Raw genomic sequence first — 2462 nt, forward strand, 5'->3', positions numbered from 1 at the left:
AGCGAATGTGGAGCCGTAGCGAAAGCGAGTCTGAATAGGGCGCTGAGTATTTGGTCGTAGACCCGAAACCAGGTGATCTACCCATGACCAGGTTGAAGTTCAGGTAACACTGAATGGAGGACCGAACCGACTTACGTTGAAAAGTGAGCGGATGAGTTGTGGGTAGCGGAGAAATTCCAATCGAACTTGGAGATAGCTGGTTCTCTCCGAAATAGCTTTAGGGCTAGCCTCAAGTGATGATTATTGGAGGTAGAGCACTGTTTGGACGAGGGGCCCCTCTCGGGTTACCGAATTCAGACAAACTCCGAATGCCAATCAATTTAACTTGGGAGTCAGAACATGGGTGATAAGGTCCGTGTTCGAAAGGGAAACAGCCCAGACCACCAGCTAAGGTCCCAAAATATATGTTAAGTGGAAAAGGATGTGGCGTTGCCCAGACAACTAGGATGTTGGCTTAGAAGCAGCCATCATTTAAAGAGTGCGTAATAGCTCACTAGTCGAGTGACACTGCGCCGAAAATGTACCGGGGCTAAACATATTACCGAAGCTGTGGATTGTCCGTAGGACAGTGGTAGGAGAGCGTTCTAAGGGCGTTGAAGCATGACCGTAAGGACGTGTGGAGCGCTTAGAAGTGAGAATGCCGGTGTGAGTAGCGAAAGATGGGTGAGAATCCCATCCACCGATTGACTAAGGTTTCCAGAGGAAGGCTCGTCCGCTCTGGGTTAGTCGGGACCTAAGCCGAGGCCGACAGGCGTAGGCGATGGATAACAGGTTGATATTCCTGTACCACCTCAATTCGTTTTAAGCGATGGGGGGACGCAGTAGGATAGACGAAGCGTGCTGTTGGAGTGCACGTCCAAGCAGTAAGGCCGAGTGGTAGGCAAATCCGCCACTCATCAAGCTGAGCTGTGATGGGGAGAGGAAATTGTTTCCTCGAGTCGTTGATTTCACACTGCCGAGAAAAGCCTCTAGCTAGAATATAGGTGCCCGTACCGCAAACCGACACAGGTAGTCAAGATGAGAATTCTAAGGTGAGCGAGCGAACTCTCGTTAAGGAACTCGGCAAAATGACCCCGTAACTTCGGGAGAAGGGGTGCTCTTTGGGGTTCACGCCCTGAAGAGCCGCAGTGAATAGGCCCAAGCGACTGTTTATCAAAAACACAGGTCTCTGCTAAACCGTAAGGTGATGTATAGGGGCTGACGCCTGCCCGGTGCTGGAAGGTTAAGAGGAGTGGTTAGCTTCTGCGAAGCCACGAATCGAAGCCCCAGTAAACGGCGGCCGTAACTATAACGGTCCTAAGGTAGCGAAATTCCTTGTCGGGTAAGTTCCGACCCGCACGAAAGGCGTAACGATTTGGGCACTGTCTCAACGAGAGACTCGGTGAAATCATAGTACCTGTGAAGATGCAGGTTACCCGCGACAGGACGGAAAGACCCCGTGGAGCTTTACTGTAGCCTGATATTGAAATTCGGCGCAGCTTGTACAGGATAGGTAGGAGCCTTAGATACGTGAGCGCTAGCTTACGTGGAGGCGTTGGTGGGATACTACCCTAGCTGTGTTGGATTTCTAACCCGCACCATTGATCATGGTGGGAGACAATGTCAGGTGGGCAGTTTGACTGGGGCGGTCGCCTCCTAAAAGGTAACGGAGGCGCTCAAAGGTTCCCTCAGAATGGTTGGAAATCATTCACAGAGTGTAAAGGCATAAGGGAGCTTGACTGCGAGACTTACAAGTCGAGCAGGGTCGAAAGACGGACTTAGTGATCCGGTGGTTCCGCATGGAAGGGCCATCGCTCAACGGATAAAAGCTACCCCGGGGATAACAGGCTTATCTCCCCCAAGAGTTCACATCGACGGGGAGGTTTGGCACCTCGATGTCGGCTCATCGCATCCTGGGGCTGTAGTCGGTCCCAAGGGTTGGGCTGTTCGCCCATTAAAGCGGTACGCGAGCTGGGTTCAGAACGTCGTGAGACAGTTCGGTCCCTATCCGTCGTGGGCGTAGGAAATTTGAGAGGAGCTGTCCTTAGTACGAGAGGACCGGGATGGACATACCTCTGGTGTACCAGTTGTCGTGCCAACGGCATCGCTGGGTAGCTATGTATGGACGGGATAAGTGCTGAAAGCATCTAAGCATGAAGCCCCCCTCAAGATGAGATTTCCCAACTTCGGTTATAAGATCCCTCAAAGATGATGAGGTGAATAGGTTCGAGGTGGAAGCGTAGCGATACGTGGAGCTGACGAATACTAATCGATCGAAGACTTAATCAATTTTAAATGTTTTGTTTGTATCATCTGTTTACTTACTATCTAGTTTTGAATGTATAATGTATATATTCATCTTGTCTGGTGATAATGGCAAGGAGGTCACACCTGTTCCCATGCCGAACACAGAAGTTAAGCTCCTTAGCGCCCATGGTAGTCGGACTTACGTTCCGCGAGAGTAGGACGTTGCCAGGCAAGCA

Annotated in this window: 2 rRNA genes; both read left to right on the plus strand. The window is 50.9% G+C overall.

Going from position 1 to position 2462, the window contains the following annotated elements:
- Positions 1-2268: ribosomal RNA gene (locus tag APS80_RS08530) — 23S ribosomal RNA — on the plus strand; the annotation flags it as partial.
- 74 nt (positions 2269-2342) lie between these two features.
- Positions 2343-2457: ribosomal RNA gene (gene rrf / locus APS80_RS08535) — 5S ribosomal RNA — on the plus strand.
- Positions 2458-2462: the final 5 nt, after the last annotated feature.

The organism is Staphylococcus auricularis (assembly GCF_001500315.1).
Taxonomy (GTDB): domain Bacteria; phylum Bacillota; class Bacilli; order Staphylococcales; family Staphylococcaceae; genus Staphylococcus; species Staphylococcus auricularis.